Genomic DNA, 26647 nt, shown 5'->3' on the forward strand with positions numbered 1-26647 from the left:
AAGGTTCAATTGTTGAAGAAATACACAAATCTACTTATATGTAAGCAGACTTCATCGGTTCTAGTTGATCTGTTAAACTCATGTGAGAGAGATGATCATGAATGGAAAAAAAGTTTGTTGTCCTATTCACGCTACTATGTGGTGACTGTCTTGGAACTTTCGGTATATTTATCTATTGGGTCCTGTCCGGGATTATGAAATAAACAAATGCCAAACAGGCAACTGCCCATCCGGGAGTTGCCTGATTCATTTCACTTTATACACTCATATATAAGTTTACTTACCCCTCAATCAATCCATACTTCACAAAACTATGATACAATCCATCTTCCTTAACGGTTCCCGTAATATCGTCGGCAATAGCTTTCAGACCTGGCTTTGCATTGCCCATCGCAATGCCGACATTACAAAACTCCAGCATCTCGGCATCATTCATGCCATCCCCGATGGCGAATGTATCCTCCTGGGACATGCCCAGATGCTTCAGCAGATCGAAGATTGCAATCGCTTTGTGAATGCCAGGGATCATCAGCTCACCACTTCCTTCACCAAAGATCGGCACCGTGCACTGAATGACTTCGAATTTGCCTTCGAACTCCTGCTTGATTTGTTCAAACGGGATCACCGAGCTCTCCAAGAAACATACTTTGTTCACGTCATCCTTGTACAGGTCTGCCTCTCCATACGTCAATCCGGCAATAAACGGATGCGGTTTCAACTCCTTCTTCTCTCGGGCTACCGGATCATTCTCCACATCACCATAAATGCGGCGTTCCAGGTGAGGTTGAAGATTGCTACTCGCATACAATGCCGAATTGGATTCAAGGTAGAAGTCAATGCCATGTTCATTGAAGAAATCGACCATATGTCGAACATCTTCCGCTGTGACCCTTTTGTGATATAGCACGTCCTTACCAAACTCCACATAGCCCCCACCTGCACCGATCAGACCGTCAAATCCGACATCCCAGATCGAATCATAAATCTCCGCCTTGGAGCGACCCGTACATAAATAGAGCAGATGCCCATTCTCTCTGGCCTGTTTACATGCCTTCTGTGCTGACAACGGAATATTTCCGTCATCATCTACCAAGGTACCGTCAATATCAATAAAAACAATTTTCTGCTTCATATCTTGCATTTGCCTAGCCCCCATTATGTATGTTGTCTATGTCTAACCGAGCGAGTGCCGAGAGGCATTTTCCTTATACCAAATTACCTATTCCATGCTGTTCGCTGATCGATCAACTTTTCCAAAAATCCAGCAAAAGAATCCGCGTATACTTCAGGTTCCCCATTAAAGTAATCCAAACGCATCACTTTATACTCTCCAAGGTGATCAGCCGTCTGCGTATCAAAGTAATAATATTCATCCTCGTCCGGTACAAACAGCTCCAGTTTCCCTTCCTTCTTGGCGTCTTCATCGGCAAGTCGGTATCTATATAAAATGTCAACATCTGTATACTCTCGGTGTTCTGAAGACGTAATCGTCAGAATTTCTGTTCCACTTCTACAATCCAGCTTTCTTGTACTTAATGATTCGGGAACCAGCGTATAGCCTCCGTATGCTCCAGTTTCTCAATCAGACTTGAATACATGGATGGATCTCCCCCGTTACTATCAAAATGTTATTTTCCTTCAATACATTCCAATGGTCACTTACATGCCAACTTGTCCATATGTACCGTTTGCCAATCGTCATCATCCTGCTCAGTAATAACCGTAAACCCTTGGCGTTTCCAGAAGTCTACGGCTCCTGGCAAAAAGCGATGTGTATGCAGATACAGTGTCGTATAGTGCATGTCCTTCACCACATTCTCCAGTTCTTTTACCAGCATCGAACCGATGCCGTATCTGCGATACGCAGGATCTACATAACATTTCACAATTTCGGCTGCAGACTCGGCAACATATCGACCGTCAACGGCTTCAATACGTCCATCATATGGTAATATCCCAATAGATCCGACGATGCCAGCATCCCCCATCATTGCAACGAGAAAGATCGAACCATCGGAATCCAGATAATGTTCTCTGAACTGCTCGAAGTCGAGAGGTAATCTCGTATGATCCAGCATCGGGAACACTTCTCTGCGTACACGCATGGCAAAATCAATAGCATCATCAATCTGGTGTACCTGAACTGGTGTTACTGTCAGTATATTCTGAAGTTGTGTCAATACATCCACATTCCTTATCCTCTGTAATAGGAGCTCTTACTGGCCCTTCCTTGAATCATATTCCTGCCAGAGCGGCCCTCTTCCTCTCATCTTACCGAATTTATCCCGTCCTATCAATCTATCTACACTACTAACCAAATTGAATAAGTGCCCTCGCAGTCTGATAGAGTTCGCATACGATAAGGCGTGTCACAATTCCATATTGGAGGGAGAAACACTCATGTGGTTATGGTTAGGTGTTTTTGGTTTCATTTTGCTAACAATCATCGTGTTCGTGTATCGTTATCTGGACCAACGTGCCGAGAGCAAGTTTCACCCTCATGCTCCCAAGCAGCTCTTAGTCAAATTCAAGAAAGGTACAACGGAGGATGAGATGCACACCCTTCACAAAAAAGGGAGATGTAAGGTCGCTGAGACTTATGAAGATTTAGGATGGTACCGTGTGGAATCCCGCAAAAAAATGCACCGGATCCTTAAACATTACAAAGATCATGAGCTGATTGAACATGCTGAGCCGAATTACCTTGTTGAGGCATCCTTCATCCCTAATGATCCGTTCTTTCCTTACCAGTATAACCTGTCAAAAATTAATACACCCGCCGCATGGGACATTACGCAAAGTAACAGCTCGGTCAAAATCGCCATCATCGATACCGGTGTACAGCTAAACCACCCTGAATTGGCTTCCAAGCTTCTCCCCGGTTATGATTATGTGGATTATGATAACATCCCTGAGGATGGGAACGGCCACGGCACCCATGTAGCCGGGATCGCTGCCTCCGTTACCAACAATGGTGTGGGTATCGCAGGTGTTGCACCACTCGCATCCATCGTTCCGCTCCGGGTACTGGATAACAACGGGCAGGGAACGGTAGGGAATGTCGGTAACGGGCTTGTTTACGCTGCCAATAACGGTGTACAGGTTGTTAACCTGAGCCTCGGTGGTCCGATGGGAGATGCTTTCCTTCAAGCTGCCGTACAGTATGCTTGGGATCGGGGAGCCGTGATTATTGCCGCAGCCGGTAACGACAACACTTCATTTCCGATTGTACCCGCATCGTATCCCAACGTCATTGCTGTCGCTTCAACCAACCCCTCCGATCTCAAATCCAATTTCTCCAACTATGGTTCCTGGGTGGATATGGCTGCCCCGGGTGATACCATTCTATCCACATACCTGGGTGGTTCCTATGCTTATCTTAGCGGAACCTCCATGGCTGCTCCTCATGTGGCTGGAGTGGCTGCACTTCTTGCTGCACGTGGGAAAACCAATGCCCAGATTCGGGATGCGCTTTGTTTTGCTTCTGATCCGGTATCCGGCTCCGGGATCTATTGGACGTATGGTCGACTGAATGCCTATCAGAGCTTGCAGGTCCCATAATACACCTACTATCGATCATAATTGTTCAATGTCATATCCTTACTATGTTAAGAATAAAAAACGAAGGGGCATCTGTATGTGAGATGCTCCTTCGTTCGTTAAAACGTATTCCTTGTTAAACTTTTGCCGCCCAAAGCTCTATTTCAATTTTAATCTCTGGTAGACCTAACTCCGTAATATATCCAATCGTCATTGCAGGATACTCCGTACCGAATAGTTGTCCCCACTCGGCATATAAGAAATCCCAATCGATTTTCTCGGTTGCCCAGACGTTCACTTTGATAATATGTTCAGCATCTAAATGCTCCGATTCGAGCACTGTTTTAATATTATTAAATGTATTGGTAACTTGCTCATTCAGACTTTCTGGAAAGAGTCCACTGCGATCTGCTCCAATTTGACCCGAAGTCACAAATAACTCTGCATTCCTCGGGATTCTTGTAATATGCGTGTACTGACCTACAGGAGCCGGCATATTTGTTGGATTTTTTCTAGTAATTTTGTCCATATTCATTTGTAATACCTCGTCATTTCCTAAGATTTTTCTGCGTTATTTCCTAGTTTTCTTCCGATTTTGGGCAGACTTCACCCTTGGAATAGATTCTAGAAAAAGACAGCAGTGGAGTATCCATATCCCGAAGATATAAACGCAAGTGATTTTTTCTTCATGAGTGGATGCTCCTCCCTTCTTAAGTGACAAGATTATCTTGATTTTTATTATATCCAAAACCCACATTATGGGTCAACTTCATCCCCTCATAAACAAAGAGCAATCTCGTAATAACGAGACTGCCCTTTATCTATTCTACAACGCAGAACACCTTGTATCAGAAATACTGTGCACCATTATTCGCGATAACATCTTTGTACCAGTGAAAACTTTTCTTTTTCACTCTGCGAAGTGTGCCCGTACCATCATTATTTCTGTCTACATAGATGTAGCCATAACGTTTCTTCATCTCTCCGGTACCCGCACTGACCAGGTCAATCGGTCCCCAGCTTGTATAACCTATGAGCTCTACACCGTCTTGAATCGCTTCAGCCATCTCGGCAAAATGACTATTCAAATATTCGATGCGATAGTCATCTTCAACGGCGTCATTGTCTAACAACACATCGGTTGCCCCAAGTCCATTTTCTACGATAAACAAAGGTTTGCCATAGCGGTCATACAGCTGATTACACGTAATTCGAAGCCCCTTTGGATCAATCGTCCATCCCCACTCGGATGCTTTCAGATACGGGTTCTTCACTGAGCCAAATACATTACCTTCAGTCGAATCTTTCAAAATTTCAGGGTCCGTACTTGTACAACGGCTTGCATAATAGCTAAAACCGATATAATCGACCGTATTCTGCATCAAAGTCTCTGCATCTTCCGGTTGCATCTCAATCCGAATGTCATTTTCCCTGAAAAATCTCTTCGTATAACCTGGATAAGCTCCCTTCGACTGCACGTCGATGAAGAAGAACGACTCACGATCTTTCTCCATAGCCTTCCATACGTCATCCGGGTTAGAGCTATATGGATAGACCATTCCTGCGGCTAGCATACAGCCGATCTGTGCATCCGGAATAATCTCATGACAAGCCTTAACTGCAAGTGCACTGGCTACCAATTCATGATGCGCTGCCTGATACAGGACCCGATCTTTGTCTTCACCCTCCTGTAGAACAATACCCGCCCCAATGTAAGGGAGATGTAACAGCATATTGATCTCATTAAACGTCATCCAGTACTTCACTTTATCCTTGTAACGATTGAATAACGTCGTCGCATATTTCTCAAAGAAACCAATCATCTTGCGATTCTTCCAACCGCCGTAGTTCTCAACAAGATGCACAGGTACATCGAAATGGCAGATCGTTACCACAGGTTCAATGTTGTATTTTAATAACTCATCAAAGACATCGTCATAAAATTGCAAGCCTGCTTCGTTTGGCTCCGTTTCATCACCATTAGGGAAAATCCGTGCCCAGGCGATGGAAAGCCTGAGACACTTAAATCCCATTTCTGCAAATAAAGCAATATCTTCCTTATATCGATGATAGAAGTCAATGGCTTCATGTGAAGGATAGAATTCCCCTGCTTTTGGCTCATACGAATCCAGATTACCCAGAGCAATATTCCATCGATTGGCACCAATCGGAATCAGATCTACAGTAGTTAACCCTTTGCCACCTTCCAGATAGGCACCTTCCAACTGATTCGCTGCGGTTGCTCCTCCCCAGAGAAAATTCTCCGGGAAGGCTGTAAATTTTTCATTCATTGAGGCGTTCCTCCTAAACCATCTGTAATTTCAATTAGCTTAATACCGTGATCAATTTATCTTTCTCATGAACAGATGCCTCTTTCGTTCCCACAATGTCCAGATAATTTGAAGTGTTCGTAACAATGATCGGTGTTACCGTCTCATATCCTGCGTCCTTAATCGCTTGCAGATCAAACTCAACAATCAGGTCACCTGCGTTAACACGGTCTCCATCTTTCACATGGGTTGTAAAATGTTCGCCTTTCAGCTTGACTGTATCCTGTCCGATATGGATCAGCATCTCTACACCATCATCGCTTACAAGACCAATAGCATGTTTGGTACGATATACGGTTTGAACGACACCTGTGATCGGAGATACCACTCTGCCACTGGTTGGACGAATTGCAATCCCTTTACCCATGTGCTCTCCTGCAAACGTTATGTCATTAATTTCGTTCAGTGCAACAACTTCACCAGCCATTGGACTTACAATTTCATATCTGCTGTTCGGATTTGGATCAAGTACAGGTGCTGGAGTAGCCACTTTTTCCACTGGATCTTTGAATCCAACCACATACGTCAATACGAAACCAAGAACGAATGCAATCAATGAAGCAACTATAGCCATGTAGAACGCGAAGTCTAATCCTGTTTCTTTATTAATAAAAGTGGGATAACCGAATACGCCAAGTCCGCCAATCATGTATATCTTCGAACCTGCATAACCGAGAATACCGCCTCCGATCCCCCCAGCAATACAACTCATAATAAACGGTTTTTTCAATGGAAGCGTAACACCATAAATCGCAGGCTCTGTTACTCCAAATATACCGGAGATAAATGCTGGTACACTGAGTGTTTTTATTTTCGTATTTTTTGTTTTGAATAACACGGCAAGTACAGCACCGATTTGAGCAAAAGAAGCAGCAAATGACATTGCGATAACCGGATCAGCGCCTGACGTACTAAGATTCAATAATGCAACCGGAACCAGTCCCCAGTGAAGTCCGAATAATACAAACACTTGCCATAGTCCACCGATAATCAATCCTGTAGCAATAGGACTTAATTCATAAATATTAGTAGCTCCCGCGCCAATCAGTTGTCCTGCCCATGTGGAGATTGGACCAATGACCAAAAAAGTCGCTGGAACAATTACAAGCAAGGTGAAAAAGGGAACAAGGAATGTGCTTACCACTTTCGGAATAACGTTCTTGAAGAATCTTTCTAATTTTACAGCTACAAATGTCGCTATAATGATTGGGATAACCGATGAAGCGTAGTCCATCAAGATAACCGGCATACCCAAGAACGTAATGTGGATAGGTGATTCAAACAATGTACCTGTAAACAAGGTGTACAGTGGATCTCCTGCCTTAAGACCGCCCAATGTCGGATAAACAAGAGATGCACCTATCGCCATACCCAGGAATGGTGAACCGCCAAACTTCTTGATTGCAGTGTAACCCAGGAAGATTGGGAAGAAGTAGAACAGACAGTCCCCCGTTGCTTTCAATAATTGATACGTTCCGGAATCCTGAGTTAACCATCCAAAGGCTACAAACATCTCATTAAAACCTTTGATCATCCCTGTTGCAGCCAGCAAACCGAGTAATGGTGTGAACACACCGGAGATCATGTCGATGAATCGACTGAACAATCCAACTTTCTTGCCTGAGTTGTCTGCTTCCTCCTCAAACTGACCTTCGGTTGGGAAATTGCCCGCTTTTACAACTGCTTTATATACATCCGGCACTTCGTTGCCGATAACGACTTGATACTGTCCACCACTTTGCATGACGGTAATAACACCTGGCAGATTTTTAAGCTCTTCTGTTTTGGCTACGCTTTCATCTTTCAGTTTAAACCGCAGTCTTGTTACGCAATGGAACACACTGTTTACATTCTCGCGACCACCTACACGTGACAGAATGTCCTTAGCTAATTGATCGTAGTTGCTCATTGTAATTCTCCCTCTCTAAGTAGACTCCCCAAGCCTTTTGAAACAAATAAAACCTGAACCACTGAACATACACAACATACCGGATCGTCCGGAAATCAGTCGTGTTATTCAGCAATTCAGGTTTTGCCCTTAACGGTTGCAACCCTGTAAGGCTGTACACATTGGTATTTAATTATTTGGATTACGAAAGTAAGTTGCATTCCACATCCTCTAACTGAGGATGGTCGGAATTGCCTGATTGAACAGTTACAACCCGATTGATGTATGCGCTTACTTCTTGAACTCATCATAGTACATCTGAACTACATTTGCAACACTTATTTTATTAAATTTACAAATACATTGGAGTGAGCGAAAATGAAGGTCGGATATACACGAGCTCAAAGCATATTGGAGAGAATAAAAAAACCTGAACATCTGAATGTATGGAACATCCGGTTAACGGTATATTCTGTCATTCAATCGTTCAGGTTTTGCCCTGTGGTTGCAACCCTGCAAGCTGATCTATGGGATTATTCAGAAGTTGCGTTCACAACTCTCTCAATATGAATCGTTAAGTACATCAATTCTTCGTCAGTGAGTTGATACGTGTAGTTGCTTTCAATGAATTTCTTGATTTTCTCCGAGCATTTGTGTGCTGATGGATACTTTTTCTGAATCATCAGGAACAATTCATCATCGTTGTTGCTCTTGTAATGTTTTCCCTTCACCAAACGTTGCGCGAAAAACTTCAAATGCGTGACAAAGCGATAAAATGTCAGTGAGTTCTCATCAAAATCAATCTTGAAATGATACTTGATGATCGTCAGGATTTCCTGCATGACCTGCGTCATACTCTTGATGTTGGGCATTTCCTCGTTCAAAGCTGCATTGACAAAGTGAAGTGCCATAAAACCGGCTTCGTCCTCGGGCAAGATCACACCAAACTGATCACAGATCATATTGAGTGCTTCCATTCCGACTTCATATTCCTCTTTGTATAACTGTTTTGTCTCCCAAATTAACCCGTTGCGTATGGGCAGATTCTTGTGATACCGCTCAATGGCAAAGTGAATATGATCTGTGAGATGCAAGTAAATGCTCTCATTTAATTTCTTGCCAAGTTTTAATTTGGCGTACGCGATGATTTCCTCGGATACTTTCATGTATTCCAGCGGAATACTTGAGATTAATGCCTTGAAGTTTTCCTGAATATCTTCATTCTGTAAAGTAAATATCTTATCGATATGCTGCTCGGAAACCATATCACCCGCCCGTTTTTGGTAAGCAATTCCCCGGCCAATAATAATAACTTCCCGTTGTTCGTCATTCATTGCAACTACAGCATTATTGTTCAGCACCTTCTCGATTTTCACTTTATCACTCCAATATACAGAAAAAGACAAACCAGTCCCTTTTCTCAAGGTAAACGGCTTTGCCTGATTCAACAGTTACAACCCGATATGTTGTATGCGCTTCCCTCATACTATTACAAAATTCTACACAGTGCAACAAAAAGTTAATATCACACTAGCATGACTCTCGATCTAGGTAAATATACTCATAGGAGTGAACAAAACAAGAATTATTTTACATGTATTCAAGGTTTATTTTTATTACTCTCTTTTTCCAGTTCCGCTTCAATTCTTCGATTAATCATGTCCATTTGTTCTGAATCCAAACGATCGACTTGCGTGTACTCTTTATCCATCTCGTACTCTTGCGCCTCGCTTTTGTTCATTAGCCCCATATGATTCTTGATGTCCCGGATATCTTCACGCATACGCATCGTCTGGCGATAATGGTCTACAACAAGCGCAAAAATAATGCCCCCGGCCACCATTGGACCAAATGGGAACAAATAACATAATACAAGCCCTATGAGCAAAAAAATAACAAAATACATATGTAATGCCCCTCTCATATAAAAAGTCTACTCTGCTAAACTCGATTTTTCTCAGATGCGTGACTCTAATCTAGCCTTATAAAATCGGAGTTTTCACTTGGATATTAGCTTTATCATTTCATCCAAAACAAGCTTTTCTTCATTCAAGCCATCTGATATCTGATTTCTGATCCTAGATAAAGAATTCTGGTCTTTTGTTTTGTTATATTTTAAAGTCATGTTTTGAATAATTTCGAATCTTCTCACTATGTTTTTATAACTTTCGGAAACATGTTCATACTTTAGTCTATTTTCATGAATTAAGTAATTAATTCGGCTCAACATTAGTTTCTTGTGTTCCAAAAATAAATGAAAAGCTCTTTTGTCTAATCGTTTGGTTTCGTCCTCTATCATTTTATCTACTGAAAATAATATTGCATTTTGACCAAATAGCGTTTTTTCTTTGAATGAAACATCCAGTGTAATAACTGAATTGAGATAATTTTCAATCGACATTATAATTTGGGGAAGATTTAAAGTATATTCCTCCTCCTCTTTCTTACTTAGTAAGTGAATGTTCAGAAAAAAATGATTGTTTCCTTTCATCGCGTTATATCCTTGTGCAACTTCTTCAAATGTACACTCCGTCTGTACATATTTCCCATCCGATAAATTGTCAGCGATCAAGAACTTCTTACTCTCCCAGTCGAACCCATAAATAAAAATCTCATGTAAATGAGACCATTTTAGATAGGCTGTAGAAGCAGATATGAAGTATCGATCAACATACAAGTAAACATAATGACCTAATTTTAATGAATCCACTATGAAATCTACTATCGAATCCCACTTACTCTCTATAACGAAACGAGGAACTACATGATGATTTAACCAAGGACAATTATCCATTAATAAATGATGGTTATCAAAAAAAAATGTATCCCAATCATACACATAGCGAATTTGAATGAAATTATTGTAAAACCAGGGTAAGCACTTTTTATTGTTAGATAAAATGGATGAAATACTACCATATACATTAAATGTGTTGATAATAGTATCTTGAATGGGTAATTCCATTTTCACCATAATAACGTCTCTCCCTAGACTTTGTTGTTAAACTTTCAGCATTATTTTAAGCCGAGATTATCTATTCCTAAAATAAATACCGGATTTCTTTCAGTCTGAAAGTCAGAAATTCCATTTTCAATGAGAGATCCTATTCTACTCCATGTTTAACAAAAGGGGAAATAGGCACTTTGTACGAACAAGTTTATTCATCCTCCATTTAATAATCCTTTAATTTCAAAATAATGTACATATGCAATAATTTAAAGGCTGAACTCATTTGTTTATGTTAGAACGTAGAAATCTAATGGAAAAGTGCTATTTTAACAAGCATGAATCACCTGTGATTATTTTAAATATTTGAATTTTTAACAAAAATATACTAAAATACAAATAAACAAGTATTACTCTCCCATAATCAAGATAGATGAGTAAAAAATTTATTAGTGAAGGGAGCACCACTGATGAAAACATTGCCTCTTTGTGATCCTCTCATTTCAAACTATCCTCAACATGCCTTTTATCTTTCCATTATTTCTGACCATAAGGAGTGCCAGCCTTGGATTTACTCCAATTATACGAATCTGTTTCTATCCGATTGGAAAAATGATGAGATTTTCCTGGACTTCTACGTACAGACACCGGAACATCACTTTAATCCCTGGTTCAAAGACTCACAGCGACTGCACCGTGATCTTATCCTGGGGTCAATTCCCGATTTTATCTCATTTATTAAGGATCAGATCGACTCCGGGCACTACATATGGACCCATGTGGATGAATATTATATTCCTGATACGCCTTCGTATCGCAAGTATCGGTTCGTACATGCCGTTATGATCTATGGATATGATGACACCACACGGGAGTTTCAGCTTGCTGGATTCTTCAAGCATCGGATTTATTCTCGTACAACCGTCTCTTATGATGATCTGAAGACGGCGTTCGAGCATTGTGATATCTATGATGATTATCTTAACTTCACACATCTGTTAAAGATTAACCCGGAGTACCACAACGGCAAAATTTATGAATTTTCCCTCTCCTACTTTGCCGAATGTATGGAAAACTATTATACCTCTCGTAATGAAACGGAAAGCTTCAAGAGCTTTTATACGCCAACGCTTTATGTGGATCGCACCTTCGGTCTGGATATCTATAATAAACTTATCATGTTTTTTGAGATGATGCTTTCCAAGCAGCGAACCATTGATACACGGTTGTTGTATACCCTTAAAGAACACAAAAAATTTATGAACCTCAAAATTAAATATATAGAACAGGAAGGCCACTATGTTTTTCCCGCAAAGTTCAAAGATAACTATATTCAAGTTGAACAAGAAACAACGATTATTCTCAACCAGTTTTTGAAATACGGCATGACCCAACGTGAGGATAATATCATCAGCTTGATGGCCAGATTAGGTGCTCTGTATCACTTGGAGAAAGAAACACTTGAGCTGTTATTAAATGATTTCAACAGACAGGGTGTTCGTAGCAGCAAACCGATATTAAGCCAAAGCTGACGGTCCGCTTTGGCTCAAACGCTGGAGAAGGTCCGATTGCTGTCCTTCTCCATTTAAGTCCTGAAGACTGACCATTTCCCGGTATAACCCCTCTCGATTCAACAGTTGATCATGCGTTCCTGATTCAACCATCTCGCCTTTGTGCATGACAAAAATCAAATCAGCATTTTGAATCGTTGATAGACGATGAGCAATAACGATGGTTGTTTTTCCTTCACGGTAACGGTCAACGGCTTGCTGCAGACGCCTTTCTGTCGTCACGTCCAGCGCAGAAGTCGCTTCATCCAATATCAGAATGTCTCTGTTCTGAATCAAGGCTCTGGCGATGGCGAGACGCTGACGCTGGCCTCCAGACAAGGTGATTCCCCGATCACCAATAAAAGTATCGTATCCCTCCGGCAGACTCAGGATATATTCATCGATTTGTGCGGCCTCGCAAGCTGATCTCATCAAGTTCGCAGACTGCTCCTCTTCTGTTCCCATTAACAGATTGTTTTGAATGGTATCCGGAAAAAAATAAGGTTCCTGAAATACAATGCCTATACGCTCGGTCCAGTCTGAACGGTACAATTGGTTGAGCGGCTTACCATTCACCAGTATACGACCTGCATCCGGATCGAAATAACGGATGAGGAGCTGGGCAATGGTTGATTTTCCGGAACCGCTGGTACCAACAATGGCGATTTTAAGTCCCATAGGAATGTCGAAGGTCAGATTATTCAATATAACATTTCGCCCTGGCTCATAGCTAAAGTCAACATGGTTAAAAGATAAACTTTGCAACGGCAAAGGTACAGGGGTGTTGCCTTCATCCATTTGCTCCCCTTCCATCACGTTGAGCAGTCTTTCCACGCTGGCGCCGCCTGCGGACCAGTCCATGAATGAATTGAACAGATCCTGTAAGTATTGGATAAACTGGAATCCTAGCTGGAACAGGACAACGAACATGCCGATAGATAATTCCCCTTGTAGGACCAGCCAACCTCCATATCCAAGAATGAGCACTCTTACCCCCCAGTTCAGAGGTTCGCTAGTGATCATTTTGAGATTCATTTGTTTACCTTCATGCATCACTTTCTCATAATACGTGTTGTACAGCTTGTCATATCTCTCTTTTTCCCAGTCCAGTCTGTGATAAGCCAGCACTTCTCGGGTGGACGAGATCCCTTGCTCAATATGAACGAGCACACCGGATTTTGCCTTCTGAACATGACCGGCTGCCTTCTTTAGTTTAACTGCGAAAACTCTGCCAAGACTCACGTATGCCACACCCAGTATAAAACAGGCAATCAGCATGACTGGACTGACCATCCCAATCATGACGGCTACAAACAGAACAACAAATAGCTGCTGAATACCGCGAGGAATCTGATTTCCGATCATATCGGCAACCTTGTCCAAATCCTGGGTAATGTAATGCACATATGTGGCTATGCGTTCTTTTTGCAATTGACGTATTGGGATTCTGTATACATAGGACATAAAGTCTTCAGCCATCTGAGACTGGATAACAGACTGATTTCGATGCATCATGTGCGGAGCATAGGTAAAAAGCACAGCATATAAAAGGAAAGCCAGCACAAAAAGACAGACAATCTCTGGCACAAGCTCATATTGGCCTTGTAATAAAATATCGTCAATGAGGCGCTGCTGGAGACCAATAATACTCAGGAAAGACAAAGATTCCAGGGACATCAGAATGACGGAGATGAGCAGTAATGATGGACGTGACAGGATATATTTTTTCAGAAAATGAATATGCTTTTTCAGCGACAAGCTCACCCCTCCTCTCCCGAATTCAGCTGATAGTAAACGCCCTGTCTTCTCATCAATTCCTCATGGCTTCCCATTTCCCGGATTTGCCCATGTTCAAGCACAACAATTACATCGTAATCCTTGATGGTAGATAACCGATGAGCAACCGCAATGGTTGTCCTTCCTAACAGGAGACGTTCCAGTGCTTGCTGTACTTCTTGTTCACTCGCTGTATCCAGCGCGGACGTTGCCTCATCAAGCAATAAAATGGAAGGTTTCTTGATAAACATACGTGCAATGGATATACGCTGCTTCTGACCTCCGGACAAGTTAACGCCTCTTTCCCCGAGCAGCGTGTCATATCCATCCGGCTGAGCCGAGATGAAATCATGTGCATATGCGGCCTTGGCCGCCTGGATCATGTCTTCTTCTGTCGCGTCCGGATGACCAAAAAGAATGTTATTGCGAATGGTATCGCCAAAAAGATACGTTTCCTGGGACACATATCCTATACTTTCTCGCAATTGTGCAAATGAAAGTTTTTGTATGGGTACACTGTCCAAAAGTATTTCGCCCTGCTGCGGATCGTAAAAACGAACCAGAAGCTGAAGCAGGGTAGATTTTCCGTGCCCACTTGGACCTACGATGGCCACTCGTTGACCCGCCTTAATCATCAAATTAAAATCCGAGAGCACTTCCGGACCATTGTTGTACCGATATGTGACATGGTCGAACCGAATCTCTCCGCTGATTTCCTTTAACGAGATAGGTGTGGCCACTTCGTCAACCTCGGGTTCTGTTTGCATGAAGCGATGGATTCTGGAAGCTTGATGCATCAGAACTTTTTGTTCCGTAATAACCGTAATGACCAGGGTTACCGTTTGCATAACCTGAAAATAGTAAAGCAAATACGCCGACATCTCTCCTACGCTCAACGCCTGTTCCTTGACCAAGTGAATCCCGTACAGGATGACTGCCACTCCACCAACGTAATAGGATAATCGGCGTATCGTGCCCCTCCAGAAAGCCATCCATAACATGCGAACCCGTCCATCCAGAAAAGGCTGCAAGTGTCCCTTGAACCGTTTCCAATCCCAGTCCTCGGCTCCGTGGGCACGCATTTCGGTCAGCGCTGACACACTCTCGTATACCTTTTGATTATAGGCTATGCGCTGTTCCGTATTCTGTTTGGCCAAGATGGTAGCCTTTCTTTCGATGGATGGTCCAACCAGGTAATAGAGAAGCAGGCACGGCACCATGATCAGTGTTAATGGAATGCTAATGGCACACATCACTGTGATGGATACAATAGAGACTACAATGTTTTGGATCGTATGCGGAAGAAGAAACCGATAGAAGTCCTGCAGGATACTCACTTCTGTATTCATGAACGACAAGCTTTCGCCAACAGGACGTTGTTGGAAATAAGAATACCCCAGCTTCCTCATATGACTAAAAATATCGTATTGCAAATCTCTTGCCGCTTTCTCCTGAATGGACCTCTGCAACAGATTTTGCCATGCCATCAGACCAAACATCAGAAACATGCCGGCAACCAACAGAATAATGAGCCACCGGAATCGGATCACATCAGCGGATGGAACGATGATATCGATGAAATACTGAACGCCCTTGGGAATGGAAACCTGAATGCATGTGACTCCAATACCACAACACACCAGCAGCCAAAACATGCCATAGTATTTTTGCACATATGACAGGACCCATCGATAAGTTTGAAATAGTGAGTCTTGCTGAGGTACCGATTGCTTAGCGTGTATTGCTGTTGAGACATTATCCTTCATATGTCACCCTCATACTTTGCGCCCCTATCAAGGCAGCAACCTGTGATCTATTAAATTCAGCTTTCCATTCGCCAGCAACAGCCGATCATTGTGATACATCAGACTTGCAGAACGCAAATCCCGAAAAGCCCTTTCCAGGGGCAGCCAATCATTGGCGGTATAACCGTAGGATAGTCCTGCAATGTCCATCATTTGATCCGTTGCCTGAAAAAGAGTCTCTGATGCCAAAATTTTAAGATTATTGATGTGAATATTAAACCGCGGCGCTTCAAGCAGCTTCATATTCCCCTGATTGGAATGCTCTTCGTACTGTCTGATCATATCGTTCAGATATATGTTGACCGTGTCCAACTGCAGTCGAACCCTGGCAAGCCTTGCATAGAGCAAATCAGAATGCAAATTGAAGCGGGAACGATTTTGCGGATTACGAATGAGTTGTATTAACCCTTCGTATACTCCCTTAGCGGCTCCAAGCCAACAGGCAGACCATAAAATATGTCCCATGGGAATCATCGTCTGTACAGCCAACTGTTTGAAGCCTGTCGCTGCATCAATCATCTGCTCTTCTCCAATTGAGCCACGAATGTGCATGCTTACACTGCCGGTCCCTCTCATCCCCATGGCCTGCCAATCGGAGACACTCTCCAGCTCCAGTTGATGGCGTTCGGCAAAAACCAGTTGGACATCACTGTCGGGACTTTGATCAGAAGGTTTCATTGTGATAAGAAACCAGTCGGCATGCTCACCGCCGGTTACAACTGGAGCTTCTCGGTCAATATAGAGTGAGCTTCCATTGGTAACCATCGGACTTTGGGACGAGAGCAAGTGCCCCCCTTTTCCCTTTTCAGTTGTGACTGAGGCGATTAAGGGCTGTTCCTCCCGTAGCCTGGACAGAAGATGATCTGAAACATCATTCTGGTCTTGACGGATCAATACCTCCACCTGCTGGATGTGCATGGCCCATATCATTCCCGTGGATAAACACCCGCTTGCCAAAAGTTCTGCCATAGAGGACAAGGAACGGAGCGAAGGCCGTTCCCCGCCTGACAGGCTAGGAATTGATGCTGACATCAGACTTGCAGACTTCAAGTCAGCTATATTTTCTTTTGGAAAGGACCCATCTCGGTCATGTTCACCGGCTCTTTCAGCAAAGCGTTTTGCCGCCATTCTTACCTCTGACAATGTGTCGGTGTCGGTGACTTCGGACACTTCATACGAATAATCCATATCAAAATCCCTTTCACTTAAATGGATTTGGTCAGAAATGCTTCATCTTTTCCCTGGAACGATCGGATTGCTCTTCTGGAGTTTGGACGGTCGATTCGTGTCGAATAATCGTTCCTCCAAGGAATTCTGCCAACGGATAGCAATATCTTCACTGTTGTACGGATACACCTGATGGAGGAATTCCCGATCTTTAATATTCAGCTTGTCCAAGAATCCATCCGGTCCGGCCTCGCCATACAGGGTCTGCGTATAATGCAGGGCATAGAATACTTCCTTTTGAAAATTCAAATCCTGAGCCCGCTGCAGAACCTTATCCCAATCCACATTCACTTGAGGGCTATTCAGGAAACGGTGAATGTCCATGAATTTGTAGAGCAGGATATCCTTGTACGCCATAACATCCAGTTCACTTGTTGCTTCGCGGGTAAGATGGATAAGCATGAATAACAGCAGATCTTCCCATTCCAAGGTGCGAACAGGATGCCCTGCGACATCAATAAGCTGGCTTCTCTCCAACATCTGCTGCACTGCCGTATCTGTTCGACGGCTGGTCATGAGATCAAGCGAAAATTGCAAATCAAGCGCATGATATTCGAGAAACGGACTATTTTCTATATATTTGATCAAAGGAATGACTTCATGGGACACCATCGATCGGATCATGATTTCTCTGCGAGGCAACGGGGTAACCGAATTCGTTTTATAGTTAATCATCCCCTGGACATATCCCATTTCCTTCATAATCGCTATCGCTTCATCAATCTGACTTGAATGTATGAGCATATCATTATCTTTGAAATCCCGGCTTCCCAGATCCCCATAGGCTACTTGGGAAAGTACGATACCTTTCAGCAAACTGTATTGAATGCTCCGCTTGTCCAGCTCATGGCAAATATCAAGGGTAAATCTGCACTGTTGTTCGCCTCGCATTTTTTGCATATGATACATTTGCTTGACCGAACTAACGAATTTGCCGTAGACCGCCTTCTCCGTGCCTTCCTCCAAAAAGTAACGCTCGATATTTTGCCATGCGGTTCCCATCACACCATGGGTGTGCAGCATGCCGAATACTCGGCTCCAGTCCATGTGAGCAGTCATTAACTGACGAAAATCTTCAACCTCCACATTGCGAAGAGCAGGCTTTGAACACAATAAAACCAATCTTTCTTCATCGGTTAGGGTAGAATCTGATGACATGGCAAACAGCTCCTTTCGCCTTGCAAGAGAATTATTTCTGCCCGACAATAAAAATATTGTTTCCACGCGATACAAGTTCTTCTACGTCAAGATACTGGGATTCAATCTCCAAAATGCTCTCGAACACAACCGGATCGGACAAAATCTCGCTCAAAGTTTGGGTGTTACCCTCAATCTGCGTCTCCAGAAATCCAGGATAAATGAAGGCAGGAAAACCTTTGAGATTTAATACCTTCAACCCGCATTCAAGGTAATATTCTTGAAGCTGTTTGGGAGTAAACATATAAATATCGGGCATTTCGAGCGTGAAGCGCCCCTTGCCGCCCGTTAACTTCCTTGCCTCTTCAATTCTGCCCAGGGAAATATTAAAGTACAGGGCATGGTACAGATTAGGTGTAAACGATACCAAGTATCCCTTGGGCTTAAGCAACTTTACGACTTCATGCAGCATTTTAAGCGGCTCTTCCACAAATCCCAATACGTTATGAAAGTTAAAGCAGACATCCACGGATGCAGGCTGTACGCCTTCAATAGCATGAAGGTCACCTTGCCTGATCGTCCATCTGTCCTGAAGATCATTCGCTTCGCGTTTGGCCATCGCTTGTCTCAGCATGTCTTCCGACAGATCATACGTATATCCGGTGCTCTCCGGATATTCTTGAAGGACTTTAAGCGACCAGCGGCCAGTCCCTCCACCCGCATCAAAAAACGTGAACCCGGCAGGTAATCGGTCCAGGACCTCTTTTTTGAAAACTTTCCATAACAGCTGGTCGGAGAGCTGCCAATATGCCTGTTCCTCTACCAAGTCGTATTTGTCCGCTTTATTTTTGAAATACGCAATGGTGTCGTGTGTTGTTTTGCTCATCTTAAATCCCCCTTCTCCAATTGTTGAACTGGTTTATCATTTTCCGATTGCAGATACAACTGGATACCCACGGAATCAATCCAGCTGAAGGCTTCCAAATTCTGTTCTGCCATTTGCTTTAATTCTTTGACAGCTACCCAACGTCCGTCACGAGCCTGATCGCCGGACTGCAAGGCTATGCCTTCAGCTTCGCAGCGAAAATATACGCCCATCGAATCGATGGGTCCTTCCAGTGTCTGGTAGACAGCAAAAGGTTGAATACCCTCCAGTAAACCTGTGTTTGTTCTTACCTGCAGATACGTATCCTTACCTGCAATGCGAGTCAATTCAAGACCTGTTTCTTCTCTGACCTCCCGTTTCAGTCCATCGATCATGGACTCGTACTCTTCGAGTTGCCCTCCGGGCAGTTCCCACGCTTTAGGTTGATTGGGCTTGTCCCGAATCTGTAAATACAGTTGAAGCTCACCGTTCACCACTCTTTCGATCATAGCGCGTACGTTAACGTACATGTTGCCCCTCCCCGGACAGGAATTCGCCCATCACGTCATCCAGCTTCAACTGAAGATTGAATTGGAGATGATAAGCCTTGTACTGCCTCGTAATTTTACGTGTGTACCCCAGCAATCGTTTGGCGATGTCGCCGCCCAGTCCACCGCTGGAGAATGAAAAGATATGAGTGAGATACTGTGTCTCAAAAATTCGTTCCTGCAGGGATTGTACAAACGGTTGTCTGCTGGCCGGCATGACATTATTAACAGCATCCTTACCCAGCAGAACAAACGCGCCAACCGTCCAGCATCCATGCCGTCCAATAAGACCGGATCGGGAGATATACGGAGTGGCATGTACCATCAATTCATCCTCAACAAACATCAATAACGCCGTGTCATCGGTAATGACGGAGTACCCTGCATCCATTGCTTTCTGGGCAATCGTCGATTTACCGGCTCCGCTTGCTCCCAGAAAAATAATTGCTTTTCCGTCTTCGCCTACAACGCACACCGAATGCAAGAGAAATGCGTTCATGTCCATCAATTTGGGAAAAAGAGAAATCCGTTGAGAAAATTCCCACGACCGATCTTCATATTCGTCATACCCCGTCCGCTGAACGAAATGCAATCTGCTGTTCCAACCCGAATCCCAGTCGATATTATAATTGAACTGAAGACTTGAACGGATATTCACCCGGTCTAGGGTCCAGATTACTTCGTCTAGTTCCGGGTTGTTAATCCAAGGACTTGTATCCCAAGCTTCAATCCTGCAGTGATGATCAATCTGTTCCGGCTGATCATCTATTAAAACGTGTGAGTACCATTGTCTGGTACGTTCCTCAAGCGCATGAAGACGAGATGCAAAATCCACCTGTACATGAAAGGGACCGTAACAATAAATATACAGAAGAGTTCCTCCTTCCTTAATCTCTTCGGACCTTTCCGGTAGCGGTTCTCGGAAGGGTTTGCACAATTTCCACCCTTTTAGGCACCTTGTAGGCGGATAACTTGGAACGGCACAAACGCAAAATGTCCTTAGCTTCAACAGGTGTATCCGATTTGCGAGGAATGATGTAAGCCACCAGTGCTTCGCCGAGCCAGGGGTCGGCCTCTCCTTTGACGATGGCTTGCTCCAGCGGAAAGTGTTCCATGATCAGTCGCTCGATTTCCTCCGGATGCACTTGTTTACCTCCTGTTTTGATCAACAGTTTGGTTCTTCCCAGTATCCACAGATTATTTTGTTCGTCCAAGTAACCGCGATCTCCTGTACGAAGCCATCCGTTTTGCAGAACTCTATCCGTCTCTGTTGTATTGAGATAATATCCCTTCATGATGCTGGGACTGTGAACCCATATATCACCTGGTTCATGAACACCTAAGCCATTCCCTTCTTCATCCCTGATGGAGATTTCAACCCCGCGTATGGCTTGTCCTACATTAGATGGTTCGTATACTTCCGGAATGATCCTGGTTGTAATCCGCGGACCGGCCTCCGTTTGGCCGTACGTTTGCACCATTTTCACATGAGATGGCAGTTTCTTGCGAATGGATTCCAGTATGTTAGGCGTAACTTGTCCTCCCCCAAAGCAGATATAACGCAGATCGGGAAGCGATTTATAATCGGATTTCAGCAGGCTCAACGCTTGCAGCATTGTCGGTACTGCAGTAACAACGGTAATGTCTTGCTCTTGCATCGTTCTCATAAATGAACTGGGTAGAAACAGACCTGTCATAATGACCAATTCTCCGCCCAGGTACAAGTGGCTCAAGAACTGGGAGGTATTGCAATAGCCGAAAGGCATAGGCAGCGTGATCAGCACTTTATCTTTCTCCGTCAGTGACAGAGATTCGCAATGAGCCTTCACATTGGTAATCAGGTTATGGTGAGTGTGCTGCACAATTTTGGGATTCCCTGTCGTTCCCGACGTTTGCAGCATTAAGGCAACTTCGTCTGCAAGACGAGGTTTGTAAATGGGTTTCGTGTCCACAGATGGTGCCTGCCAATCTTCCAGGCTCAGGACTGACAAGTTCTGATTACTTAGCTTGGATTTCATCTGGTGAGTAGTGATACAGAGAGCAGCGTCTACCGTACGGTACGCCAGCCTGATTTCTGCCTCGGAACTGCCGGAATAAAGCGGCATGATTACCGCTCCCAGTAAAGTAACAGCAAAGTAAGCATGGATATAGGCAGGAGAGTTGGGCAGGCAGATCACCACCACTTCGCCTTCCCTAACACGATCCTCGATCTTTAACTGCAAGGCCGCGGTTGTGGACAAAAGCTGCTTATACGTCCATTTCTCCTCGCCGAATGTTACAGCAATCCGATCCGTACTCCGCTCTGCCTGATGTAACAGTATTTCACCGATACACCGGAGCTCCATATCCTTCATCCACTCGCCTCCTTTGCGTACATCTCGTCTAACCTCTGCTGTCCATTTGAAAGATTTGCCCGCTGACATTGGCCACGTGTTCGGACAACAGATAGAGAATAAAATTCGCTGTCTCCTCCGGTGTGGAAATGCGGGACAAAAGACTCTCATCGAGAGCCTTTTGATATTTTCCGGCATGATGCCGGTTCAGATTGGTTCGCATAAATCCCGGACAGATTGCATTAACAGCAATGCCGAATGAACCCAACTCACGTGCCATTGATTTGGTCAGAGCATTAAGTCCGGCCTTGGAAGCTGCATAATTGCTTTGCTGTGAGCTTCCTACAATACCGCGGTAAGAGGACACGTGAATGATTTTCCCCCTGCCTCGTGCCTTCATCAGCTGGCTGACCTTCTGAGAGACGAGAAATGCGCCATCCAGATTTACCTGCATAACATCGCGCCATTGAGCATAACTCATCTCATCAAAAGAGGCATCGTTGATAATTCCGGCATTATATATCAGCCCATCCACCCATTCCAGTCGATCCATCAGTAGTTGTAATGATTCATCCAAAAGTTCTGTTTTCGTGACATCCAGATGACCGACATGCAGACGATTTTGTATATCCGAAGGATTTTCATGAATATGAATAGGGGTTTGGTTATAGGTGGCAGCGACAATCGCCCCTTCTTGCAGCATTTTTTCAAGAAGACACCCTCCAAGCGTTCCCGAACCCCCAACAAGAAGCAATCGAAGTCCTTGAAGAGAAATGTGCACGAATATTCATCCTTTACGCTGTCTTGGTATCAACGAAGGCCGTTAACACTTCAACATTCTCAAATAGTTGCGGTGTAAGTTCGTCATCCTCAATCGTAATTTGAAACTCATCCTCGATCTTGATGATCAACTGAAGAATCATAATGGAGTCCAATTGCAGATCAGAAACCAGATTCTCTTTTCCCGAAAAAACATAATTTTCTTCAATCCGATCCTCAAGCTCTTCTTTTACGAGCCTGCACACCGTTTCATAATGCGACATACGCTCACCCTCAGATATAGAATGATTTGGAAATACAGCTTATATCATGTATTCCCCTGGCGATAAGGAATAAAATAATCGAACTTGGGACCATCCATACTCAGTCTTTCCTGATGAACAATCGTCAAGTTAACATCGTCAGGCAGTTTGTGCAGAAGTTCTTGCTGCAATAGGAACTCGGCTGCTTCCTGAAATCCCTTGCCAGGTACAAGGTAAAATATAAATTGCTTTTCCTGCACTTGCATTACACGGAATTGTCGAACGGCATCCGGGAAATTCCGGTTGACCTTGGTTACCGCATAATGAAACAGAATCGGATTGGCGATCCAATCACCTGATCGAATATATTGGGTTGCTCGCCCACCGGTCACTTCGATGACGGGATATCGCGATCCGCAGTCACATTTCTGTTCAGACAGCCTGCCAATATCTCCCGTGTCATAACGGATCAATGGCCAGATTCGATTGGTCAAGTCGGTAATCACAACGTTTCCATAGCCATCTTTATCCGAATTCACAATTTCCACATACAATTGATCGCTAGACAAGTGCAGATTACCGCTTTTGCAGCTCATGCCAATACACCAAAATTCGCGGGAACCATAGTGGTTATAAACAATGGGACCGAAGGCCTCTTCGATCGCCTTGCGCTGATAGTCAAATAACATCTCTCCGTTAATTTCGATATATTTAAACGGAAGTTTGCTCCGATCCAGCTTTCGCTCCAGCAGATGGTTCGCGAATAGATAGAGTGCGGTAGATACGGACAGCATCCACTGTGGACGATACTTCAGCAAAGCTTCATAATAGTCGTCCAGTCGTTCCGGGGACAGATCAAGCATGGACAGATACATGACCTCATGGTAAATGGATATGGGATCGGTTGACAGATCATCTTCATTGAAGGCATAGAACATTGCATAAGGATCTTTAGGTCCAACACCTCCATTCCTGTTTCGAAGTCCCCATAAGAGGCGCGCTTTTTTCCATTTTTCTTCAACTGATTTATAACATTTGAGCGGTTGTCCCGTGGAACCACTGGTATATTCGACATAGAGTTTGGCCTCGGCGTCCGTAAGCAGCGATTCTTCTCTGCCGGTCAGTTCAGATTTCTCCAATATGGGTATCTGCTCAAAACTGGCTTGGCTCCAACCGGCATCGGTAACGCCTTGTAACCTTTGTGTGTAGAATGAAGAATTTGCTGTTGCGTGTTCGATTAAACCTAGTAGCTTGTCCTGAAAATGATCCCACTTGGTTATCATCAATGGTTTCCCACCTTATGGTTTCAAAGTCACATTGGTTCTCGGGAACTGAACGGCACTCCATATATATGGCATCTCCAGCAAACCATGGATCAATCGCTCCCATCCGACGCCAAAGCCCGATGTTTCCCTGTAGTTGTCAAGCGTTCTGGACTGGAGATAACATGCGTAATCTTCCTCAGGAAGGTTAAACACTTCCGCTTTTTCTTTCAATTGGTCAAGGGTACCCACACGCTGACCGCTACCGATCGTTTCCCGATATCCCGGCCAGATATAATCCGTGTTGTTTGCAACGCGTCTGTCCCGCCCCTTCATTTCGGCGTGGTAGAACGGTACCTCAAGCAGAGGAAACTCACTAATGGCCAAGAATCCGCCATAAATCTCGGTGAGTCGGACTTCTTCCCATGAACCGAAATGTTCAAGTGTGAATTTGTTGTAGATTTCATCTTTTGTATCTTCGTAAAGTGCAGCTAAAGCTTCTTCAAAGGTTAATTCAGTGATTTTTTGACTGCGACTGACTTCGTCAAGCTGATTCAGACGATCCTGGGAAAGGAAAACACTCAGATCCGCTTCATTATGTTTGAGCAAATCCTGAATGACTCTAAACAACAATTGACGGATTATCTCCTTGTTGGCTGCTTGATCCACCGCGCCTTCATATTCGATATGGTGAAACTCGGACAGATGGGATGCATCCACATTTTCCTTGCGGAATGAGTTATACACGGAATATACATGATCTACCTGGTGCTGGAGCACCGACAATTCCAGATAAATTTGTGAGGACTCTGATAAAAATGCCTTGTTCGGCAGGTCAAACCACTCCAAAGAAATAGGGCATACATCGGTTGTATAACTGATCGCCTCGCGACCATATACGGCACCCGGGGAAGAAATCATTCGAGTCGTCAAAGGCAGCAGTGTGAACAGGGCTTTCATTTCTCCGAAAAACAGATTGCTTGACATATTGATCTGATGATTAATTCTGGCGATAGCGCCCCAATACTTCTGTTCGCTGAAGCTCGTGACCCGATTCTCAGCTTCTGCCAGCGTGTATTGCCCTGCAAGTACATTGTCCAATGCATCATATATGTTGTTCCCGCGATATCCCAACTTCTTGTCTTTCTTCGTGTAATAAGGTCCTAACATAAGATCATCTCTCCTCATATGGATATTATTTGGGGTTAATCAATCAAACCTGGCCGGCAATATAATTTTGTCGTTTATTCCTTCTGCTTACCTTGCGGGGTGTGACCCAGTACAAGATTCAACAGGTGTTGCCAAACCTCCCATCCCTTGTGCGTTCAGTAATTTTCACTCAAATACACTTGCGAGGTCTTCATGACATTCCGAATGTTATCGATGTGCATACTCGCCGAGGAAACAGGCCAATCCCCACGAATGAGACCAAGACTTGCCAGCCTGATGCACGTTGTGCCCATTAACAGAGGTAGTACCGCGATCTCTTCGGCCAGCAGGGAATGATGTTCTTGATAGCCTTCAAAAAATTGCTGGAACGGCTGAGGTTCCAATTCATGAACGGCTTCAAAACGCGAGCTGCCGGTTCGGTAGGTGATGCCGGAAAAAGTAAGTAATCCTTCAGCCAGATCCACAAGAGAATCGGTGAAGCATGCATTGTCAAAATCAATCAGCGCCGATACCGAGCCATCGGATGAGAAAATGAAATTCATCGGATTCAAGTCTCCGTGCGCAATCGATGTCACCGCTTCTGCTCTGTCAGTGTGCTGAACAGACCACTCGTCAACCAGTTTCTTGCAAACCTGGACAAAATGCTGCACATCCTTCTGCTCCTCTTTACTCATTTCATTGCGTTTCTGCATGTACTTTTTAAGCAAAAGTACAAGTACATCCTTTGTGGAAGCATACGGAGATTGCTCAGGCAACTTCAGGCCTTGAGATGCATATACCGACGCAGCCTTTGTCCGAAATTCACCCAATACCGCCCCGGCAGCACGTATCTGTTGAGGCTGGGCATTATACATCGAACCGTTTGGTATATACGATTGAAGGTACAATGTACTTTGATTACCTGCATGTACAATCAGTTCCTTGGATCTAGTTAACTGAACGGCAGGGACCCGAACCGCTTTCAGAGCCAGTTCATGCTGGAGCTGAATTATGCTCACGGCGTGCTCAATGGATCGGATATACCAAGGGATTTCTTTCAAAAAGTAGAGGTTTCCCTCCCGATCTTCAACGAGGGCTTTTCTGGACGTCTCCGAAACCCGGTTTATCGGAACGACAGTACCATTCATATTGAGATAAGGGTACGTTGTGTATTCCATGATGCCGTACTGCTCTAACGCTTGCGATAGCACATCCTCCGGGATAAGTCCTCTGCTGAGTTCTAACGGTTTTAGCAACAGCATCCTCCC

Annotated in this window: 23 protein-coding genes; 2 read left to right on the plus strand and 21 right to left on the minus strand. The window is 44.0% G+C overall.

Features of this window, described 5'->3' with window-relative positions; genetic code table 11:
• Positions 1-280: 280 nt before the first annotated feature.
• The gene (locus ACE3K2_RS13445) at positions 281-1141 is read right to left on the minus strand and encodes a Cof-type HAD-IIB family hydrolase (RefSeq protein ID WP_421890698.1); all 861 of its coding nucleotides are present in this window, start codon (positions 1139-1141) and stop codon (positions 281-283) included.
• A 514-nt stretch (positions 1142-1655) separates the two neighbouring features.
• Entirely contained in the window at positions 1656-2189 is a 534-nt protein-coding gene (locus ACE3K2_RS13450) for a GNAT family N-acetyltransferase (RefSeq protein ID WP_421890700.1), read from the minus strand.
• Between the two features lie 211 nt (positions 2190-2400).
• Here ACE3K2_RS13450 and ACE3K2_RS13455 point away from each other — a divergent pair, with 211 nt between their 5' ends.
• Entirely contained in the window at positions 2401-3561 is a 1161-nt protein-coding gene (locus tag ACE3K2_RS13455) for a S8 family peptidase (RefSeq protein ID WP_421890703.1), read from the plus strand.
• A gap of 115 nt (positions 3562-3676) precedes the next feature.
• Here the strand turns inward: ACE3K2_RS13455 and ACE3K2_RS13460 are convergent, their stop codons facing one another.
• The 6 genes from ACE3K2_RS13460 to ACE3K2_RS13485 all read right to left on the minus strand — a co-directional run bounded on the left by ACE3K2_RS13460 (position 3677) and on the right by ACE3K2_RS13485 (position 10732).
• Positions 3677-4075: a RidA family protein gene (locus ACE3K2_RS13460; RefSeq protein ID WP_421890706.1), complete on the minus strand. Its 399-nt coding sequence runs from the start codon at positions 4073-4075 to the stop codon at positions 3677-3679.
• A gap of 313 nt (positions 4076-4388) precedes the next feature.
• Positions 4389-5831 carry a 6-phospho-beta-glucosidase gene (locus ACE3K2_RS13465; RefSeq protein ID WP_421890709.1) on the minus strand — a complete coding sequence of 481 codons (1443 nt, stop codon included), beginning with the start codon at positions 5829-5831 and terminating at the stop codon, positions 4389-4391.
• Positions 5832-5865: 34 nt separating this feature from the next.
• Positions 5866-7779: a beta-glucoside-specific PTS transporter subunit IIABC gene (locus ACE3K2_RS13470; RefSeq protein WP_421890712.1), complete on the minus strand. Its 1914-nt coding sequence runs from the start codon at positions 7777-7779 to the stop codon at positions 5866-5868.
• Positions 7780-8291: 512 nt separating this feature from the next.
• Positions 8292-9134, minus strand: a complete 843-nt coding sequence (licT, locus tag ACE3K2_RS13475; protein ID WP_421890714.1) for a BglG family transcription antiterminator LicT — start codon at positions 9132-9134, stop codon at positions 8292-8294.
• Between the two features lie 224 nt (positions 9135-9358).
• Positions 9359-9664 carry a hypothetical protein gene (locus ACE3K2_RS13480; protein ID WP_421890717.1) on the minus strand — a complete coding sequence of 102 codons (306 nt, stop codon included), beginning with the start codon at positions 9662-9664 and terminating at the stop codon, positions 9359-9361.
• 93 nt (positions 9665-9757) lie between these two features.
• Entirely contained in the window at positions 9758-10732 is a 975-nt protein-coding gene (locus ACE3K2_RS13485; RefSeq protein ID WP_421890720.1) for a hypothetical protein, read from the minus strand.
• Between the two features lie 443 nt (positions 10733-11175).
• On the opposite strand from ACE3K2_RS13485, the gene ACE3K2_RS13490 reads away from it, so the two are divergent.
• Positions 11176-12237, plus strand: a complete 1062-nt coding sequence (locus tag ACE3K2_RS13490) for a hypothetical protein (RefSeq protein ID WP_421890722.1) — start codon at positions 11176-11178, stop codon at positions 12235-12237.
• On the opposite strand, the gene ACE3K2_RS13495 is transcribed toward ACE3K2_RS13490, so the two are convergent.
• From ACE3K2_RS13495 to ACE3K2_RS13555, 13 genes are all read right to left on the minus strand, one after another.
• Positions 12223-14013: an ABC transporter ATP-binding protein gene (locus tag ACE3K2_RS13495; RefSeq protein ID WP_421890724.1), complete on the minus strand. Its 1791-nt coding sequence runs from the start codon at positions 14011-14013 to the stop codon at positions 12223-12225. The genes ACE3K2_RS13490 and ACE3K2_RS13495 overlap by 15 nt on opposite strands.
• A 2-nt stretch (positions 14014-14015) precedes the next feature.
• The gene (locus ACE3K2_RS13500; protein ID WP_421890727.1) at positions 14016-15797 is read right to left on the minus strand and encodes an ABC transporter ATP-binding protein; all 1782 of its coding nucleotides are present in this window, start codon (positions 15795-15797) and stop codon (positions 14016-14018) included.
• 27 nt (positions 15798-15824) lie between these two features.
• A complete protein-coding gene (locus ACE3K2_RS13505) occupies positions 15825-17024 on the minus strand; it encodes an acyl-CoA dehydrogenase family protein (RefSeq protein ID WP_421890729.1) in 1200 nt (399 codons plus the stop codon).
• 42 nt (positions 17025-17066) lie between these two features.
• The gene (locus ACE3K2_RS13510; protein ID WP_421890731.1) at positions 17067-18221 is read right to left on the minus strand and encodes a nucleotidyltransferase domain-containing protein; all 1155 of its coding nucleotides are present in this window, start codon (positions 18219-18221) and stop codon (positions 17067-17069) included.
• A 31-nt stretch (positions 18222-18252) separates the two neighbouring features.
• On the minus strand, positions 18253-19086 hold the full coding sequence (locus ACE3K2_RS13515) for a class I SAM-dependent methyltransferase (RefSeq protein ID WP_421890734.1): 834 nt from the start codon (positions 19084-19086) through the stop codon (positions 18253-18255).
• A complete protein-coding gene (locus ACE3K2_RS13520; RefSeq protein WP_421890737.1) occupies positions 19083-19595 on the minus strand; it encodes an NUDIX hydrolase in 513 nt (170 codons plus the stop codon). Before ACE3K2_RS13520 ends, ACE3K2_RS13515 begins: the two co-directional genes overlap by 4 nt.
• On the minus strand, positions 19585-20448 hold the full coding sequence (locus tag ACE3K2_RS13525) for a hypothetical protein (protein WP_421890741.1): 864 nt from the start codon (positions 20446-20448) through the stop codon (positions 19585-19587). Before ACE3K2_RS13525 ends, ACE3K2_RS13520 begins: the two co-directional genes overlap by 11 nt.
• A 52-nt stretch (positions 20449-20500) precedes the next feature.
• On the minus strand, positions 20501-21967 hold the full coding sequence (locus ACE3K2_RS13530; protein ID WP_421890744.1) for a class I adenylate-forming enzyme family protein: 1467 nt from the start codon (positions 21965-21967) through the stop codon (positions 20501-20503).
• A 28-nt stretch (positions 21968-21995) separates the two neighbouring features.
• Positions 21996-22727 (minus strand): SDR family oxidoreductase, encoded by a 732-nt coding sequence (locus ACE3K2_RS13535; RefSeq protein WP_421890747.1) that lies wholly within the window; start codon positions 22725-22727, stop codon positions 21996-21998.
• Positions 22728-22740: 13 nt separating this feature from the next.
• Entirely contained in the window at positions 22741-22989 is a 249-nt protein-coding gene (locus ACE3K2_RS13540) for a phosphopantetheine-binding protein (protein ID WP_036672821.1), read from the minus strand.
• 44 nt (positions 22990-23033) lie between these two features.
• Positions 23034-24251: a phenylacetate--CoA ligase family protein gene (locus ACE3K2_RS13545; RefSeq protein WP_421890750.1), complete on the minus strand. Its 1218-nt coding sequence runs from the start codon at positions 24249-24251 to the stop codon at positions 23034-23036.
• Positions 24252-24266: 15 nt separating this feature from the next.
• Entirely contained in the window at positions 24267-25400 is a 1134-nt protein-coding gene (locus ACE3K2_RS13550) for an amino acid--tRNA ligase-related protein (RefSeq protein ID WP_421890753.1), read from the minus strand.
• Positions 25401-25555: 155 nt separating this feature from the next.
• Positions 25556-26635, minus strand: coding sequence for a phosphotransferase enzyme family protein (locus ACE3K2_RS13555; RefSeq protein WP_421890756.1), 1080 nt, complete (start codon positions 26633-26635; stop codon positions 25556-25558).
• Positions 26636-26647 lie beyond the last annotated feature (12 nt).

It is taken from the genome of Paenibacillus sp. (assembly GCF_048976745.1).
Taxonomy (GTDB): Bacteria; Bacillota; Bacilli; order Paenibacillales; family Paenibacillaceae; genus Paenibacillus.